11 protein-coding genes are annotated in these 17,387 nt (G+C 58.0%); 6 read left to right on the forward strand and 5 right to left on the reverse strand.

The annotated features are described in order from the left end of the window. Position 1: 1 nt before the first annotated feature. The gene (locus AC1Q9F_RS02455; RefSeq protein WP_492619096.1) at positions 2–982 is read left to right on the forward strand and encodes an HlyD family secretion protein; all 981 of its coding nucleotides are present in this window, start codon (positions 2–4) and stop codon (positions 980–982) included. A gap of 59 nt (positions 983–1,041) precedes the next feature. Here the strand turns inward: AC1Q9F_RS02455 and AC1Q9F_RS02460 are convergent, their stop codons facing one another. From AC1Q9F_RS02460 to mexE, 3 genes are read right to left on the reverse strand one after another with little or no spacing between them, the layout of a single operon-like run. Then, positions 1,042–2,463: an efflux transporter outer membrane subunit gene (locus tag AC1Q9F_RS02460; protein WP_007954547.1), complete on the reverse strand. Its 1,422-nt coding sequence runs from the start codon at positions 2,461–2,463 to the stop codon at positions 1,042–1,044. Beyond that, positions 2,460–5,651: an efflux RND transporter permease subunit gene (locus AC1Q9F_RS02465; RefSeq protein ID WP_492619095.1), complete on the reverse strand. Its 3,192-nt coding sequence runs from the start codon at positions 5,649–5,651 to the stop codon at positions 2,460–2,462. Before AC1Q9F_RS02465 ends, AC1Q9F_RS02460 begins: the two co-directional genes overlap by 4 nt. 15 nt (positions 5,652–5,666) lie before the next feature. Continuing rightward, positions 5,667–6,920, reverse strand: a complete 1,254-nt coding sequence (gene mexE / locus AC1Q9F_RS02470; protein WP_007954549.1) for a multidrug efflux RND transporter periplasmic adaptor subunit MexE — start codon at positions 6,918–6,920, stop codon at positions 5,667–5,669. A 361-nt stretch (positions 6,921–7,281) separates the two neighbouring features. On the opposite strand from mexE, the gene AC1Q9F_RS02475 reads away from it, so the two are divergent. Further along, on the forward strand, positions 7,282–8,469 hold the full coding sequence (locus AC1Q9F_RS02475) for an SIR2 family protein (protein WP_492619094.1): 1,188 nt from the start codon (positions 7,282–7,284) through the stop codon (positions 8,467–8,469). 190 nt (positions 8,470–8,659) lie between these two features. On the opposite strand, the gene AC1Q9F_RS02480 is transcribed toward AC1Q9F_RS02475, so the two are convergent. Then, the gene (locus AC1Q9F_RS02480) at positions 8,660–9,607 is read right to left on the reverse strand and encodes a hypothetical protein (protein ID WP_492619093.1); all 948 of its coding nucleotides are present in this window, start codon (positions 9,605–9,607) and stop codon (positions 8,660–8,662) included. 326 nt (positions 9,608–9,933) lie between these two features. Continuing rightward, positions 9,934–10,851: a LysR family transcriptional regulator gene (locus AC1Q9F_RS02485; protein WP_492619092.1), complete on the reverse strand. Its 918-nt coding sequence runs from the start codon at positions 10,849–10,851 to the stop codon at positions 9,934–9,936. A gap of 270 nt (positions 10,852–11,121) precedes the next feature. Between AC1Q9F_RS02485 and AC1Q9F_RS02490 the strand changes: the two genes are divergently transcribed. From AC1Q9F_RS02490 to pgm, 4 genes are all read left to right on the forward strand, one after another. Further along, positions 11,122–12,144 carry a zinc-dependent alcohol dehydrogenase family protein gene (locus AC1Q9F_RS02490; RefSeq protein ID WP_007954559.1) on the forward strand — a complete coding sequence of 341 codons (1,023 nt, stop codon included), beginning with the start codon at positions 11,122–11,124 and terminating at the stop codon, positions 12,142–12,144. Between the two features lie 545 nt (positions 12,145–12,689). Further along, positions 12,690–14,144: a hypothetical protein gene (locus AC1Q9F_RS02495; protein WP_492619091.1), complete on the forward strand. Its 1,455-nt coding sequence runs from the start codon at positions 12,690–12,692 to the stop codon at positions 14,142–14,144. 49 nt (positions 14,145–14,193) lie between these two features. Continuing rightward, positions 14,194–15,624 carry an aminotransferase-like domain-containing protein gene (locus AC1Q9F_RS02500; protein ID WP_492619090.1) on the forward strand — a complete coding sequence of 477 codons (1,431 nt, stop codon included), beginning with the start codon at positions 14,194–14,196 and terminating at the stop codon, positions 15,622–15,624. A gap of 76 nt (positions 15,625–15,700) precedes the next feature. Then, on the forward strand, positions 15,701–17,347 hold the full coding sequence (gene pgm, locus AC1Q9F_RS02505; RefSeq protein ID WP_492619089.1) for a phosphoglucomutase (alpha-D-glucose-1,6-bisphosphate-dependent): 1,647 nt from the start codon (positions 15,701–15,703) through the stop codon (positions 17,345–17,347). Positions 17,348–17,387: the final 40 nt, after the last annotated feature.

Here is a 17,387-nt window from a genome sequence, read left to right on the forward strand (position 1 = left end):
CTTGAAGACGTTGCTCACTCGATTGACGACCTTGGCGGTGGTGCTGCTGGCAATCGTGCTTGGCTGGTTCGCCTGGGAACATTACACCCGGGCCCCTTGGACGCGGGATGCGCGGGTGAGGGCGGATGTGGTGACGCTGTCGGCGGATGTTTCGGGCCGCATCGTCACGCTCGCGGTGCAGGACAACCAGCATGTCGACAAGGGTCAATTGCTGCTGGAGATCGATCCGGCGCGCTACAGCCTCGCCGTCGAGCATGCGAAACGCTCGGTGGAGGTCTCGAAGGCCACGCTTGGGCAGTCGCAAGCGGCGATTGTCGCCAGCGAGGCATTGCTCAAACAACGCCAGAGCGAAGAGCGCCGGCGACGTACGCTCAAGCAGGGGTTCGCGATTTCCGGGGAGGAGTGGGAGAAGTCCAGCACCGACGTGGCAGTGGCCCGGGCCGATCTGTTGCGTAACCAGGCGAATCTCGGTCTGGCCGAAGCCAACGTGCAACTGGCGATAGCTGCACTGACCCAGGCCGAACTGGATCTGCAACGTACCCGAGTCGAAGCGCCGGTCAGCGGTTATGTCACCAATCTGCTGACCCGTCAGGGGGACTACGCGGTGGCCGGCGGCGCGTTGCTGGCACTGGTGGACAGTGGCTCCTTTTATGTCAGCGGCTATTTCGAGGAAACCAAACTGCCACGGATCGAGGAGGGTGATCGGGTGCGGATCGAATTGATGAGCGGGGAAAAATTCGGCGGTACCGTGCAAAGCATCGCCTTCGCCATTGCTGACCGGGAAAATGCGCCGGGCAGCCGATTGCTGGCCAACATCAACCCCAGCTACACCTGGGTGAAACTGGCACAACGGGTACCGGTGCGGATCGGCATCGATCCCGATTACGCAGGCAAGGACCGACTGAGGGCTGGCACCACAGCGACGGTCACCGTGCTGGAAAACCATGAAAGACAGGCACAAAAAAGCCCCGCGACCGAATGATACGCGGGGCAAAGAATTTGGTTGGTTGCGGCCAACCAAAGGAGCTCTTTAAAAAACTGTTACTTGCTGGCGACCGTCTCTGGCTGCCAACCGCCACCGAGGGCCTTGTAAATCGCGACGATGCCGCGATACAGATCCACTTCGGCCTGGGCCTGACTGTCCTCGGCATTCAAGCGTTCACGCTGGGCGTCGAGCAACACCAGGAAATCGGTGGTGCCCTCGCGGTAGCGAATCTCGGCGAGGTCGGCAGCCTTGCGGCTCGATTCGCTCTGACGGATCAGCGAGATCAGACGTTGCTGACGTTTGCCGTAATCACTGAAGGCGTTTTCCGACTCTTCCAGCGCAAGCAACACTTGCTGCTCGTAGGTCGCCAGTGCGCCTTCGGCATCGGCATCGGCGCCGCGCAGACGGGCCCGCACGCTGCCCAGGTCAAACGCCGCCCAAGTGATGCTTGGGCCCAGCGCCCAGGCGTTGGCCGCCGAGGAACCGATCTGCGAACCACGCCCGGCCGTCCAGCCGAGGAAGCCGCTGAGGCTGACGCGTGGGAACAGATCGGCCTTGGCCACCCCGATACGCGCCGTGGCCGAAGCCAGTTTGCGTTCGGCGCTGAGGATGTCCGGACGACGCTGCAGCAGTTCGCCCGGATCACCGATCGGCAAGGCCTTGGCAATCGCCGGCAGGTCTTTCGGGCTCAGGTCGACGGTCAGCTTGTCCGGACGTTCACCCAGCAGGGTGGCGATGCGGTTTTTCTGCCGGGCCTGTTCTGCCTGCAACTGCGGCACGCTGGCTTCGACCGACGCCAGACGGGCATCAGCCCGCTCCACATCGAGCTGATCGCCAACACCGGCGTCACGCAGGCTGATGGTGATCTTGCGCGACTCCTGCTGGTTGTTCAGGTTGGCCAGGGCGATCTTTTCCCGCAATTGAGCGCCGCGCAGTTGACCGTAAGCGTCCACCAGTTCGGCAATCATGGTGACTTGCAGTTGGTACAGATCGGCTTCGGCCGCTTGCTGGTCGGCGTCGCTGGCTTCCAGATTGCGCTGGATGCGTCCGAACAGGTCCAGCTCCCAGGCCATGTCCAGCCCCAGGTCATAGCGTTCGCTGTTGACCCGTTTGGTGGTCTGGCCAGGGATCTGACCCTTGGCCAGGTCGCTGCTGGCGCGACTGGTAATAGTCGGCATCGCATCGTTGCTGGCGTCGTCGCGAATCGCCCGGGCAGCTTTCCAGCGGGCGAACGCCACGCGCAGTTCACGGTTGCCTTGCAGCGATTGAGTCACCAACTGGTTGAGGGTCGGGTCATCGAACTGCTGCCACCAGATGCCTTCGAATTTCGAACGGTCGAAGTTCTTCTGGCCGGCGGCGCCGTCGGTGGCGGACGTGATGTTCGCCGCCTCCGTCGTCGGGGTCTTGTAGTCAGGGCCGACGGCGCAGGCACTCAGGGCCAGCACCAGCAGGCTCGGCAGGAAGACTTTCAGACTCATTGATGCGCCTCCAGTGGCTTTTGAAGATTTTGCGCCTTGGCCGCTTTGCGAGCTTCGCTGCGCTCCACGAAGTTGCGGATCAGCACATAGAACACGGGGGTCAGCAGCAGACCGAAGAAGGTCACACCGAGCATCCCGGAGAACACCGCCACACCCATGGCGTGACGCATCTCGGCACCGGCACCGCTGGAGAACACCAGTGGCACCACACCCATGATGAACGCGAACGAGGTCATCAGGATCGGCCGCAGCCGCAGACGGCAGGCTTCCAGTACGGCGGCCAGCGGATCGAGGCCTTCTTGCTGTTTGTCCTTGGCGAATTCGACGATCAGAATCGCGTTCTTACAGGCAAGTCCCACCAGTACGATCAAGCCGATCTGGGTGAAGATGTTGTTGTCACCGCCAGAGATGATCACACCGGTGATGGCCGACAGCAGGGTCATCGGTACGATCAGGATCACCGCCAGTGGCAGGCTCCAGCTTTCGTATTGAGCCGCGAGCACCAGGAACGCCAGCAATACGCAGAGCGGGAACACGAACAGCGCAGTGTTGCCGGACAGAATCTGCTGGTAGGTCAGGTCGGTCCATTCGTAGGTCATGCCGTTCGGAAGTTCATCCTTGAGCAGTTTCTCGATGGCTTTTTCGGCCTGGCCGGAGCTGTAGCCCGGGGCTGCGGCACCGTTGATTTCAGCAGTGATGAAGCCGTTGTAGTGCATCACGCGATCCGGGCCCGAGGTGTCGCTGACCTTGATGAAGGTCGCCAGCGGGATCATTTCGCCTTTGTTGTTGCGTACTTTCAGCTGGCCGATCTGGTCGGATTCGAGGCGGAACTGCTGCTCGGCCTGAACGTTGACCTGATAGGTACGACCGAAGCGGTTGAAGTCGTTGGCATACAGCGAACCCAGGTAGATCTGCAGGGTGTCGAAGATGTCGCTGACGGCCACGCCGTGGGTCTTGGCTTTTTCCCGGTCGATGGCGGCATCGACCTGCGGCACGTTCACGGTGTAGCTGGTGAACAGGTTGGCCAGTTCCGGAACGTTATGGCTCTTGGCAATAATGTTCATGGTCTCCTTGTACAGCTCTTCGTAGCCCAGGTTGCCCCGGTCTTCGATTTGCAGGCGGAAACCACCAATGGTGCCCAGACCTTGTACCGGCGGTGGCGGGAAGATCGCCATGTAGGCTTCCTGAATCCCGGCGTACTGGCCGTTCAAGGCACCGGCAATCGCACCGGCGGACATGCTCGGGTCTTTACGCTCGTCGAACGGCTTCAGGGTCACGAACACGATGCCGGCGTTCGGGCTGTTGGTGAAGCCGTTGATCGACAGGCCCGGGAACGCTACTGCGCTTTCCACGCCCGGCTGTTTCAGAGCCAGGTCGGACATGCGCTTGATCACGTCCTCGGTACGATCCAGGCTTGCGGCGTCCGGCAGTTGCGCGAAGGCCACCAGGTATTGCTTGTCCTGGCCGGGTACGAAACCGGTCGGCGTGCTGGAGAAGCCGAAGAAGGTCAGCACCATCAGGCCTGCGTACAGGAAGAGGGCGATGCCGCTGCCACGGATGACCCGGCGCACGGTGCCGACGTAGCCATGGCTGGCGCGGTCGAAGAAACGGTTGAACGGGCGGAACAGCCAGCCACCGAAGATCTTGTCCAGCACTCGCGAGAAACGGTCTTTCGGTGCGTCATGACCTTTAAGCAACACAGCGGCCAGCGCTGGCGACAGGGTCAGCGAGTTGAAAGCCGAGATCACGGTCGAGATCGCGATGGTCAGTGCGAACTGTTTGTAGAACTGACCGGTGAGGCCCGAGATGAATGCCGCCGGTACGAACACCGCACACAGCACCAGCGCCGTGGCAATGATCGGGCCGGTTACTTCGCCCATGGCCTTTTTGGTCGCATCGAATGGGTTGAGCCCCAGCTCAATGTTCCGCTCGACGTTCTCCACTACCACGATGGCGTCGTCCACCACGATACCGATCGCCAGTACCAGGCCGAACAGCGACAGGGCGTTGAGCGAGAAGCCAAACAGGTGCATCACCGCAAACGTACCGATCAACGATACCGGCACTGCCACCAACGGAATGATCGAGGCGCGCCAGGTCTGCAGGAACAGGATCACTACCAGAACCACGAGGATCAGTGCTTCGAAGAGGGTGTGAACCACCGCCTCGATGGAGCCGCGCACGAAGATCGTCGGGTCATAGACGATGCTGTAGTCCATGCCTTGCGGGAAGCTTTTCTTCAGCTCTTCCATCTTGCCGCGAACTTCGTTCGAGATTTCGATGGCGTTGGAGCCAGGACGCTGGAAGATCGGGATCGCTACGGCCGGTTGATTGTTCAGCAACGAACGCAGGGCGTACTGGCTGGAACCCAGTTCGACGCGGGCAATGTCCTTCAGACGCGTGATTTCACCGTTGTCGCCTGCGCGAATGATGATGTTCTCGAACTCTTCCTCGGAGACCAGACGGCCTTGAGTGTTGACCGACAGCTGGAAGCTCTGGGCATTCGGGGCAGGGGGCGCGCCCAGTTGGCCGGCGGCCACCTGACGGTTCTGCTCACGAATCGCGGTCACCACATCGGTCGCGGTCAGATTGCGCGAAGCGGTCTTGTTCGGGTCGAGCCATACACGCAGCGAGTAGTCGCCCATACCGAACAACTGCACGTCACCGACACCACCGAGGCGAGCGAGCTCATCCTTGATGTTGAGGATCGCGTAGTTAGACAGGTACAGCATGTCGTAGCGTTTGTCCGGCGAGGTCAAGTGCACAACCATGGTCAGGTCGGGCGAAGCCTTGTCGACGGTGATACCGATGCGCGTCACTTCTTCTGGAAGTTTCGGCTCGGTCCGGGTCACTCGGTTCTGCACCTGCACCTGCGCGTTATCCAGGTCAGTGCCCAGGGCGAAGGTGATGGTCAGGGTGATCTTGCCGTCAGCGGTGGACTGCGAGGACATGTACAGCATGTTCTCGACGCCGGTGATGGCCTGCTCCAGCGGAGCCGCCACGGTTTCACCGATGACTTTTGGGTTGGCGCCCGGGAAGTTGGCACGCACCACCACGGTCGGTGGCACGACTTCCGGGTATTCGCTGATCGGCAACTGGAACAGCGAGATCGCACCGGCGATCAGGATCAGCAGCGACAGCACCGCTGCGAAGATCGGCCGTGAAATGAAGAATTGGGAAAAATTCATCGGAGTTGTCGTCCCTTAACCGCGTGGGGTCGCAGCAGCCAGTTTCACAACCGAACCCGGCGCGCCTTTGGCAGGTGCGACTTTGGGCAGGTTGCTGGCTTCCAGCGCTTGTCGTTGTTGAGCGAGAGCGGCAATGGTTTGCTCGCTGGCCATCGGGATCACTTCAGGCGAAACCGGGGAGCCAGGACGAACCCGTTGCAGACCCTTGACGATAATCGTGTCGTCCTTGTTCAGGCCGCTGCGCACGATACGCAGGCCTTCGATCTTCGGACCGAGCTCGACGGCGCGGTAGGCGGTCTTGTTGTCGCCATCCATCACCAGCACGAACTTCTTGCCGAGGTCGGTACCGACCGCTTCATCGTTGATCAACATGGCGTTGTAGGTGCCGCTGCCGACCAGTTTCAGGCGTGCATACAGACCCGGGGTGTAGGTGCCGTCGCTGTTGTCGAACACGGCGCGACCACGGATGGTGCCGGTTTTCGGATTAACCTGGTTGTCGACGAAGTTCATCTGGCCCAGGTGCGGGTTGCCGTCTTCATTGGACAGGCCCATGTACACCGGAGTGGTTGCACCGCGCTGACCCTGACGGGCGAGTTGGGTGTATTTGAGGAACACACGCTCGTCGGCGTCGAAGTAGGCGTAAACCTTGTCGGTGGAAACCACGCTGGTCAGCGCAGTGGTGTCGGCGGTCACCAGGTTACCGGCGGTGATCTCGGCACGGCTGACGCGGCCGCTGATTGGCGCTGTTACACGGGTAAAACTCAGGTTCAGTTTGGCCAGATCCAGTTGCGCTTGTAGCGCGCCCACAGCAGCACGGGCTTCTTGTGCAGCGCTGGTGCGCGAGTCGGCCAGCTCGGCGGAGATGGCGTTGCTGGCACGCAGGCGTTCGCCACGACCGGCTTCGTTTTCACTGCGGGTGGCATTGGCACGGGATTGGGCTACCAGAGCTTCGAGGCGGCGGACCTCGGCCTGGAACGGACGCGGATCGATCTGGAACAGCAGGTCGCCTTTCTTGACCAGCGCACCTTCGGTGAAGGCGACTTCGTCGATCTGGCCGGAGACCCGCGGACGGATTTCAACGGTTTCCGGCGCCTCGAGGCGCCCGGTGAATTCGTCCCACTCGTTGACCGGTTGTTCCAGCACCTTGGCCACGCTGACTTTGGCAGCAGGCATGGTGGCGGCGGTTTCCGGAGTCTTGCCGCAGGCGCTCATCACCAGTACGGCCAACATGGCCAACGGGAAGCGCAAATGTTTGAGTGATTGTTCCATGGATGCATCCGCCAATGTATTGAAGATGGGCGGATGATGCTCGGCGGGTAGATGGCAAACGAATCGAATGACACGAAGGTAACTATCATTCGGAATGATATAAGCCCGAGGGAAGCCCTCTAGCATGCGGCTTTCGTTAGGGGGCTATCAATTGGGGTGATGGAAAATGTGTGTTGCGTGGCGTGTAAAGGTTGGATTTTGAGATAAGGGGCGACTGCGAACGAACTGCTAAATAAGCGATTACCACTGGAACGAGGACGACTTACTAGCCATGACTGCCTCTCTCCAAAAAGAAGCTTGAAGAAATTCGGCTATTCACTGCTTGGTCGTTATGCTGTATTGCGGAAACCAAGGAGCGACCATGCGCAGAAGAGCTGTTGTGTTATTTGGGGCGGGAGCCTCAGTGGAGTATGGCGTGGCATCTACGTCAGGGCTGACAGAGATTATCGAGCGAGAGGTAATGGCCGATGGTTGGATGAAGCATACAGGGGGTGATAAGGCGTTCTCCTGGGTCAAGAAAACACTGCAAGGATACTTGCAGTCACCAGATGATGTTCAATTCGAGCAGATTTATCACTGCGTCCATGAATTGATATTTCATTTCGAGCCCACTCAAGGAGCCGTGAACGAATTCCGCCCACTATTGAAACCGTTATTAACCATCAATGGTGATGTCAATGAACGAGCTTTGCGCGCCTTGGCAGCGAAGATGATCGAGGTCATCTATTCTAATGTTTCCGCCTCCTGCTCATGTAGCCCTCTGAGGATTGAGCCTTTGAAGCGCTTCTTGGAAACTTTGCGGGCTCGTTATGTAACGCGGATTTACACTACCAACTACGACGACTATCCCCTACAAGCTGCTCCGGATCTCTATACAGGTTTTGAAAAAAAACAGAGTAGTGAGCCTAAGCGGTTTGAGCTGGATGATTTTTGGGGTAAACATGACGAGGATTCTATTTACCATCTTCACGGATCTGTACACCTCGGCTTTGCTCGCCCTTCATCTGGTTATGAAATCGGAGAGCTTTTCTGGCTTGATGATCGTGCTGAGGCATTGAAGTGTTTAAGTTTTGGCGGCAGTGATAGTCGGCGCATGGATGGTAGTTCTTTTTTACGGACCTCGATACTGACGGGCCTGGATAAGTTGTCTCGATTACAGCAACGCCCGATGTCCCATTTTTACTCTGCAATGGCGATGGACATGATGCGCACCGATGTAATCTTCGTCATTGGTTCGGGGTTGGGAGATCTTCATCTCAACACTTGGTTGCAGGAGGCGCGCAGCTTGAAGAAGGATGTTCCAATCATTTACGTAGGCTACTGGAAAGACAGTTTTAGAAAACACCTGGAGTTTGAGTATGGTCGCCAGGAAATCGAGATGATCCACGCACTTCGCATGACGATAGGTTTTCATTACGGGGCCGACTCATTCGGCTCCGGGTGGACGGTGTCCAAGAAGCGAGACTCTGCGGTTTGGAGCAAGGGTTTCCAAGCGTTCCTCAATGCTCCAGATGAACTTCATGAGGTAATGGCTCGGTTGAAGATTTAGAGTATCTCTAAACTTGAACACAACTCAAAATTCAGGACTGGTCAGCTTCCTTATGCCGTCTTTGGCAGCGATGTTGCGAAACTGTGACAGAGAGGTCGATCTACAGATTACAACAACCTCTTTCAGCGGCAATGTTCCTGGGCCTATGGCTGCACCTTAGACGGTCGAAGACAGGTGGCGGGGGGGCAATTTATTTACCCGGCATTAGGAAGGACATGATTTTTACTACTTGCTCAGCCAATGCCGTCAGTGAGGTTTTTTCTTTTGCCAATGATCGAAATCCAGAAAGCCACTTTTCATACTCATCCTCTCTTGGGAGTAAGCCTTCCTCCTCAGCCTCCTTAAGGTCAATGGGGGTAATGTGAGGGATTTCACCGCCAAATTTTTTCTTGTGCTTTTGGGCGATTGCCGCACCATGTTTCTGCAAGTCTTTGCATAGCATAAGACTAAAAAAAATCGCGTCATCTGTGTATGTGGCCATCGCCTGAACGAAGCTGCCGTATTCGTTGCTTGTTTTTCCTTCTACGTAACTGATCCCCAGATAGAAATGCTCTATTCTTGCCCCCTCTGGTAGATTCCCCTCTTTCATTCTCTCGATGAGTGCGTTGCGTTTGTTAATTACGAAATTTAAACTTCCGAAAGCATCTGCAAGTGCAGATACGCCCGCAAGTGCACGCCCTGCTGTAGAAAGCCGACCTAGCACAACTTCTTGAAGGGTTATTATTGGAGGCGACAGTTCTTGAAAGCTCAAAAGGTTCGGCGTGATTTCAAAAGGTCCTGTGAGCTTCCCCGAAGCGAAATTCTGCACATACTCTTTGTGTCTTTCACAGTCTGCGTCGTACGACTCCTTGAGTGCTCTGATATGCTGCTTTTTAAGCGCTAAGGCGAGGTTTGCAGTCGTGAGGGCGAGCGTAATACCGACGTTTATACTACGAATTTCCTTTTGCAGCTCTTCACGAAGCTTGCTCCGCTCAGCTATGCGCTGCGCCGCCCAAGCACCCGCAAATGCTCCGGCAAGCGCACCGAAAATTGTCGTAAAAAATGAAGAGTTTCCTAGGCTTACTAGCCACTCCATGTTCGGCAAAAGTGGGGGCGAGCTCCAATACACCCCCGACACTGGCTCCCATAGACTTGCCATCACGATCCCTCTTGCTCGAAACCAAAACCGCTTTAGGCATATAAGTATGTGATCATAGCGGCAGTCTGTTTATCAGTCATCTTTATGCTGGAGCCCCCTTTACCCAGTCATCTACAGTCGATGTGGCATGGCGTTGCTATGACTCTCATCTGGCCAGTGTGGCTGTCAGCAGACGTGGCGGGATGATCCTAGGGATATCAAGGTCAAGATTCCCCAGAAAAACCCTCCAGATACCTTGGACGAGCGCGGAATAAATAGAACCACGCGAATGTGCCTGAATGACAAGATTCAAGCTTTAAAAATGTTAAAAGGCTGAGCAACATCAATCACCCGAGACTATCCGGATCTCCAAAAAACATCTGAATCCGCGACCGCAACCACCTTTCCCCCGGATCGTTATCCTGCGACCCACGCCAAGCCATATGCAGTTCAAAAGTACGCGTCGGCAACGGTGGATCTTCCGCGCGCAGACCGCCAGCCGCCGTCAGTGCCTCCGCCGTGTAATCAGGGACGGTCGCTACAATGTCGGTACCCGCCAGCAGCGTCCCCAATCCGTTGAACTGCGGTACCGCCAGTACCACATGCCGTTTACGCTCGAGTTTTTCCAGCTCTTCATCGACGAAACCACTAAGGTCACCGGCAAACGACACCAGAGCATGCGGTCGGGCGCAGTAATCGTCCAGGCTCAACGGCCCCGGCACAGTATCGGCGCGCAGCAGTTTAGGTGCGCTGCGGCGCAGGACCTTGCGTTTGGCGTTGGCCGGCAGGTCGGTGGTGTAGCTGACGCCGATGGAGATTTCGCCGGAAGCGAGCAGGCCGGGCATCAGGATGTAGTTGACGCGACGCACCACCAGCACGATGCCGGGTGCTTCGGCGCGCAGGCGTTTGAGCAGCATCGGCAGCAGCGCGAATTCGACGTCGTCCGACAGACCGATGCGGAATACCGAGGTGCTGGTGGCGGGGTCGAATTCCGCCGCGCGGCTGACGGCCGTCGAAATCGAGTCCAGGGCCGGGGAGAGCAGGGCGAAGATTTCCACCGCGCGGGCGGAAGGCTCCATGCTGCGCCCGGTGCGCACAAACAAGGGGTCGTCGAACAGGCCGCGCAGGCGTGAAAGCGCCGCGCTGATCGCTGGCTGGCCGAGAAACAGCTTCTCCGCCGCACGGGTCACGCTGCGCTCATGCATCAGCGTTTCGAACACGATCAACAGGTTGAGGTCGACACGACGCAGGTCATTACGATTCATCTGGAGTCCTGGCAGAGTCATCAAGCTTGACGAGAGCGACCATATGAGAACAATGGCCGGCATGAATCTTACGGGGAAAGGCTGGTAGTCTGCACCGGGTAATTCAGCTTTACTGAGAAGGCGGCAGCAGTTTTTTCATGGATTTTCTCAATGCTGACCATGCTGCGGAATCAATGACAGGCATGTCGACTATTAATAGCCACTGATAGTCTTGGCTGGAAAGCCCAGATAGAGTTCATGGCATTAGAGGTTACTTTGACGAGGTTTGCGATGTCCCGCACGATCCGTTTTCACAAGTTTGGTCCAGCCGAGGTGCTCAAATGCGAAGAGCATGCGGCTGCTCAGCCAGGTCCTGGCGAAGTGCAGGTGCGTGTCGAGGCGATCGGCATCAGCTGGTATGACACGCTCTGGCGCCAGAATCTGGCGTCGTCCCAGGCGCGTCTGCCTTCCGGCCTTGGTCATGAAATGGCCGGCGTAGTCACGGCGATCGGCGACGGCGTCGAGGATCTGGCCGTGGGCGACAAGGTGGCCAGCTTCCCGGCCGAAAGCCCCAATGATTACCCGGTCTACGGCGAACTGATCGTTCTGCCGCGCACTGCGCTGACCCGTTATCCGGACGTGCTCAGCCCGATTGAAGCCAGCGTGCATTACACGCCGCTGTTGATCGCCTATTTCGGTTACGTTGATCTGGCACGGGTCAAACCCGGGCAGTTCGCTCTTGTTACCGATGCCAGTCACTGTGCCGGGCCGTCTTTTGTCCAGCTGGGCAAGGCGCTGGGCGTGCGGGTGATTGCTGCCACCAAAACGGCAGAGGAGCGTGAGTATCTGCTGTCTCTCGGTGCCGAGAAAGTGATCGTCACCGAAGAAGAAGACCTGTTGATGCGCATCAACAAGATCACCGACAACCGCGGCGTCGACGTGGTGTTCGACGGTCTCGGCGGGCCACAGATGTCGCTGCTCGGCGATGTACTGGCACCGCGTGGCAGCCTGGTGCTGTACGGCCTGCAGGGCGGCAACCAGACGCCATTCCCGGCCTGCGCAGCGTTCCAGAAGAACATTCAGTTCTTCGTGCATTGCATCGGCAACTTCACCGGCAAGCCGGAGCTCGGCATCGTTCAGGATCACGTCGCCTTGCAGCGTGCCTTGCGTGATATCAACCAGCTCACTGCCGACCGTGTGCTGCTGCCGCTCAAGACGCGGGTGTTTCCGTTCAACGAGTTTGTCGAAGCACACCGCTACATGGACGAGTGCCCATGCCGCGAGCGGGTTGCCCTGCAAATCGAAACTGCCTGACCTTCCCATTCAGAGTCCGTGGCCCCACGGACTCTTGTGCGTTTCATCCTTCAGACATCGAGAACCCTTGGGCCAGACGCCTGGGGACGTTCAGCAACTGAACTGGTTTTTGCTCTCGATCTGTATCTTCTAATTGCCCTCCAGACCCTGATAATTGAATGACTACTTTCATCTCAAGGAATGAGCTATGTCTGTGCATTCTATTTGTTCAGTACAGTATCAATCGGCTGTTTATCATCACATCTCAAACTTTTGTTTAAAGTTTGTAGGGTGCCATGTAATCCCTTCTTTTTTTCTTGTACTCATCACGTGCAGGGGCTTGTAAGAAGTTTCCTAGGAAAACTCGACCTTGCAAGGAGCCCAGCAATGACGGGGCTTCCGGCCGTGTCGCTCGTGATTCTGAAATGCCACGCGCTCAACTGTTTCAAATAACTACAAAAACTTAAGTGTTAGCATTTCAGCGTCTATTAATTAATGAAGAATGATTGTGCGTCCGCCATTTGTGGCCGTGCGATATAAAACCTTTGATACCGGGTGAAGTACTGATGAGCACGATCCATGATCAGGCAATGAATTACGTCTATCAGCAAGTATTGCAGCGACTGCTGAGTTTTTTTTCACGTGCCGAGCGCACGGCGTTGCAGCTATTGATCCAGCGTCTGGCGGTCGCTGCCGGGGGCATGGATCGCATCGGTGAGTTCAAGGTATTGGCGATTCAGTCCGGTACACGCGACTGCTGTTACAGCCTGGCACTGCTGCGCGCAGCCCAGTTGAGCATTGCCGGACGTGCACCGGCCACGTTTCAGCTGCGGGTCGCTACCTTGCGTTGCAACGGTGTTCCGAATTCGGCATTGCACAACATGCACCGAAGCTTCAGTGCGCTGTTTCTGCATGACGATCCGAGGGTCGAGCTCTTGATGGTGGATCATCGCGAGATCCTGCCTTTCAATCACTTGGCGCCTGTCTGCGACGAGGGACGCGAATCCGGCAGGCTGAATCTGCTGATGGTCGGGCATCGCCGTGGGTGGGATGAAGATCTGACGCTGTGGGATGACCTGTATCTGACCACCGCCGAGTTCTACGGTCAGGTCGCCCGCTGGAGCAACGGCGTCGACGCCTTCATCAGTAGCGACAATGCGCGCCGTCAGGAGCAGTTTCTCGATGGCCTTGACCGGGCGGTGCGCAAGGTCGGCATTGGCGAATTGTCGCGAAAGGGCGGCGGGTTCGAAGAACTGTTCGGATTGCTCGACAGCCTTGGCAACGACTGCTATCGCGAGCTCTATTCCCAGGATGATCGGGTACCGTGGCGGCCGCTGGGTGAGTTCGAGGCCTGCCGTCGCACCAGCTATATTGGCATCGACGATATGGTGGTCGGGAAAATGGAGGAGCGCTGGCCCTTGCTCAGCGATTTTCTCGGGTTTCAGGCCGACGATCTGATGCTTGAAGCGCGTACCGGCGAGTGCGCAGACCCCATGGTTGGCGCCTACCTCAAGGGGCTGCAAGTCAGTTATACCGAGGGCCGCACCTATGAGGCCGGAGTATCGGAGTATCTGCAGAAATGCCTGGCTTCGATGCGTAGCAGAAACACGCCCGAGCAGATTTGCGAACGTGTCGCCGCTGCGTTCGGCAATCTCTCCGATCTCGCCGAGCAGCGGTCACAGGCAGCTGCAACCCTGCAAAGGAATTTCGGCCTCAATGAACCGCAACTGGTTTGCCTGTTATACGCGCCATTCATCAATGCCGGCGCCGGCCTCGAGCGATTCCTGCGCACCTGCCATCCGGGCATGCTGGTCGCCATGCCGGACCTGCACCGCGCCATGCAGGGCCTGCACGCGCCGGAACAGGTCCTGCAATGGATGACCGATGTCAGCGGCTTGCCCCAGCGAATGATCTGCCGCTTGTATGCAATGGGGGCTATCCGGATGGATGAACATGTCGCAAAAGCTCAGGAGTTGCCCGAGCACGAGGCCACTCTGGGCGACCGTTCGGCGGAAGGTTGAATGGGATTTTATTGCCCGGCCACGGGGACGTGTCTGCGGAAGTACGCGCATGAGTGAGCCGAGAGAATCTGTTTTTGCCTATCAGGCGGTCTATCGCTACCTGACGCAACTGATCAGCGAACCGGGTAATCAGGGAGCGATTCGACTGCCATCGTTAAGGCAACTGGCCGAGCGGTTGAGCGTGTCGATCTCGACCATTCAATACGCTTACGCACTGCTGGAGAAGGAAGGTCGGGTCTATTCCGTGGCCAAGTCCGGATATTTCGCGCAAGCGACCTCGACGGTCATGCCACCTGGCCGTGGCGGAGATTTGCTGGAAACGGTGTACGTCAATGCCCGATGCACCGGCATGCAGGTATTGAGCGCCGATGAACCGGCGTCGATCCAGCCCCTCGATCGTCCCTTGCTGATGCTTGAACGAGAGCTGCTGCGCCAATATCCCCGGCACCTGCAAACGCCGGCGCAGCCTTGCGGTGAGCTGGAGCTGCGTACGCTGCTGGCGGCCCGTTATACATCATCGGCTGCCCACTGCTGGCACGCCGAGGATGTCTACATCGGTGCCGATTTGCGGGGAGTGCTGGAGATTTTGATCGCCGTCCTTGGGTTGCAGCACGCAACCGTGGTGATCGAGTCGCCGTGTGACTGGATGATCCTGCGCCTGTTCAAGTCCGCCGATGTCCGGGTGATCGAGTTGCCGCTACAGCCGGACGGGGCATTCGATCTGCAGAAACTCCAGAGAGTGCTCGAAACCGAACAGGTGCGGCTGATCCTGCTGTCCTCGAAACTGAACATGCCCCAAGGTAGCTGTATCCCACAGGCCAGTCGTCAGGCCATCGCGCGATTGCTGGTGAAGCATGGCACCTGGGTGCTGGAAAATGATTGCCATGGCGAGTTGCCGGACGACGCTGAAGGTGAGCCGCTACGCGAGCTGGTGGATCCGGACCGTCTATTGGTGTTTTCCATGTTTGAAAAAATCATCGGGGTCGAAGCACCCTATGGTTTTGTCCTGTCGCGGCAATGGCGAGCCGATCTGCAGCGCCACTTTCTGTTGCGTTCCTTTCGCCTGTCACCGATCCGCCAGAAAGCCATTGCCCGGCTCTATGCGAGCGGTCGGGTAGATCAGCATTTGCCGGTGCTCAAGCGCCTGCTCAGAGAGCGCCGAACGCAATGGATCGATATGATACGTGAGCGTCTGGGCGACGTTCTGCAAGTCGTCGAACCCCAGGGCGGCGCAACGATCTGGCTGCATTCTGCGCGCCCGATCGTGATGGACGCCGTGTTTCAAAGGCTGCTCAAGCAGCATGTGTTGATTGCACCGGGGGAGCTGTTCAGTCTCCAGGGGCTGCACGCGCAGCACATGCGTCTGAGCGTGACTGGCAGCGCTGAACCCGAGTTGTTAAGACTTGTCGGATTGCTCGGGGATGCGTTACGACTGGCCCCACGGGCAGATGCTCGAAAACACCCGGCCTGTACGCAATAGTCCCCATCGCGCTCCGGACAAACAGCCAGTAAACTCCGTTGTAATTTCCTGAACCACTCTATTTCAGAGGTTTTGCATGACACTCAGTCCTTTTGCGGGCAAACCGGCACCGGCAGAACTGTTGGTCGACATCCCGCGACTGGTTACGGCTTATTACACCGGTCAACCCGACGCCTCGGTTTCCACCCAGCGCGTGGCGTTCGGCACCTCCGGGCACCGGGGCAGTTCCTTTGATTTGAGTTTCAACGAGTGGCACGTTCTGGCTATCAGCCAGGCGATCTGCCTGTATCGCGAAGCCCAGGGCATCACCGGTCCATTGTTCGTCGGCATCGACACGCATGCGCTGTCGACCCCGGCCGGAGCCAGCGCCCTTGAAGTGTTGGCAGCCAACGGCGTGACCGTAATGGTCGCCGAAGGTGATGAATACACCCCGACACCGGCAGTTTCCCACGCCATTCTTTGCTACAACCGTGGTCGCACCACGGGTCTTGCCGACGGCATCGTCATCACCCCGTCGCACAATCCGCCACAAAGCGGCGGCTACAAGTACAACCCAACCAACGGTGGCCCGGCCGACACCCACATCACCAAGTGGATCGAAGCCAAGGCCAACGAACTGCTGGCCAACAAACTGGCAGGCGTTAAACGCATCAGTTACGAGCAGGCGCTTAAAGCCCCGACTACGCACCGTCACGACTACGTCAACACCTACGTGGCCGACCTGATCAACGTCATCGACTTCGATGCCATTCGCGGCGCCAAACTGCGCCTGGGCGTCGATCCGCTGGGCGGAGCAGGGGTGCGTTACTGGTCGGCGATCGCCGAGCACTATCGTCTGGATCTGGACGTGGTGAACAAGGAAGTCGATTCGACGTTCCGCTTCATGACCGTCGACTGGGACGGGCAGATCCGCATGGACCCATCGTCCAGCCATGCCATGCAAGGTCTGATCGGTCTGAAAGAGCGCTATGACGTGGCTTTCGCCTGCGACCCGGATCACGACCGCCACGGCATCGTCACACCGTCCGGTGGCCTGCTGGCACCAAATAATTATCTGGCGGTGTCGATCGACTACCTGTTCCAGAACCGTCCGCAATGGCGTGCCGACGCAGCCGTGGGTAAAACCGTGGTCAGCAGCGGTCTGATCGATCGCGTGGCCAAGCGTCTGGGCCGTCGCCTGTACGAAGTGCCGGTCGGTTTCAAGTGGTTTGCCGACGGCCTGTTCGACGGTTCGCTGGGTTTTGGCGGCGAAGAAAGCGCCGGCGCCTCTTTCCTGCGCAAGGATGGCGGTGTCTGGAGCACTGACAAGGACGGTCTGATTCCAGCTCTGTTGGCTGCTGAAATGACCGCCCGTACCGGTCGCGACCCAAGCCAAGCCTATCGTGCGCTGACCGACGAACTGGGCGAACCGTTCTCGGTGCGTGTCGACGCCAAGGCCAATCCGGAACAGAAAGCGCTGCTGAGCAAACTGTCGCCGGAGCAGGTCACCTCGACCGAACTGGCGGGCGAGAAGATCCAGAGCATTCTCAGCAAGGCTCCAGGCAACGATCAAGCCATCGGCGGTCTGAAAGTGATGACCGAAAACGGCTGGTTCGCTGCGCGTCCGTCGGGCACTGAAGACATCTACAAGATCTACGCCGAAAGCTTCATCGGCGACGACCACCTCAAGCAACTGGTGGCAGAAGCGCAAACCCTGGTAGACGGTGCGATCAGCACCAAATAAATCCAGACAACGGAAAAGGGCGACCCTGAGGTCGCCCTTT

The organism is Pseudomonas sp. GW823-FHT04A03, from assembly GCF_058796615.1.